2 tRNA genes and 2 rRNA genes are annotated in these 630 nt (G+C 54.9%); all 4 read right to left on the bottom strand.

Going from position 1 to position 630, the window contains the following annotated elements:
* A 23S ribosomal RNA gene (locus tag DYU11_RS32875) occupies nt 1–205 on the bottom strand; the annotation flags it as partial.
* 111 nt (nt 206–316) lie between these two features.
* Nucleotides 317–390 (bottom strand) — tRNA-Ala (locus tag DYU11_RS32870).
* Nucleotides 391–395: 5 nt separating this feature from the next.
* Nucleotides 396–469 (bottom strand) — tRNA-Ile (locus DYU11_RS32865).
* A gap of 42 nt (nt 470–511) precedes the next feature.
* Nucleotides 512–630: ribosomal RNA gene (locus tag DYU11_RS32860) — 16S ribosomal RNA — on the bottom strand; the annotation flags it as partial.

The following is a 630-nucleotide window of genomic DNA, read 5'->3' as shown; positions in this document are numbered from 1 at the left end:
TTCTTTTCCTGCGGCTACTTAGATGTTTCAGTTCACCGCGTTTGCCCCCCGCAGGGTACTAGCTCTTCAAGCTAGTGGGTTGCCCCATTCGGACACGTACGGATCAGCCCCTGCCAGCGGGTCCCCGCACCGTTTCGTCGCTTGCCACGTCCTTCATCGCCACCAGAAGCCTAGGCATCCCCCAGGCGCCCTTATTTGATGTGCTTGTCCTGTGATGACAAGATCAACTTGTTTTGCTTACTTGAACAGCCGGCCTCACGACCGCTGTCTGTCTCTCTCTGTACGTCAAAGAACTTATGAACCCGTATGGTTCATGTGGAGAATAACGGATTCGAACCGTTGACCCCCTGCTTGCAAAGCAGGTGCTCTAGCCAGCTGAGCTAATCCCCCGGTTGTGGGCCTGCGTGGACTCGAACCACGGACCTCTACATTATCAGTGTAGCGCTCTAACCACCTGAGCTACAAGCCCATCTTTGTGCATATTGACATCAGGAAGCACTAATGGCTCCAGAAAGGAGATGTTCCAGCCGCACCTTCCGGTACGGCTACCTTGTTACGACTTAGCCCCAGTCGCCGGGTTTACCCTTGTCCGGTTGTTACCCCGAACTTCAGGTCCCCCCAACTCCCATG

It is taken from the genome of Fibrisoma montanum, from assembly GCF_003583365.1.
In the GTDB taxonomy this organism is placed as follows: domain Bacteria; phylum Bacteroidota; class Bacteroidia; order Cytophagales; family Spirosomataceae; genus Fibrisoma; species Fibrisoma montanum.
This window is presented reverse-complemented; position numbering and strand designations above follow the sequence as displayed.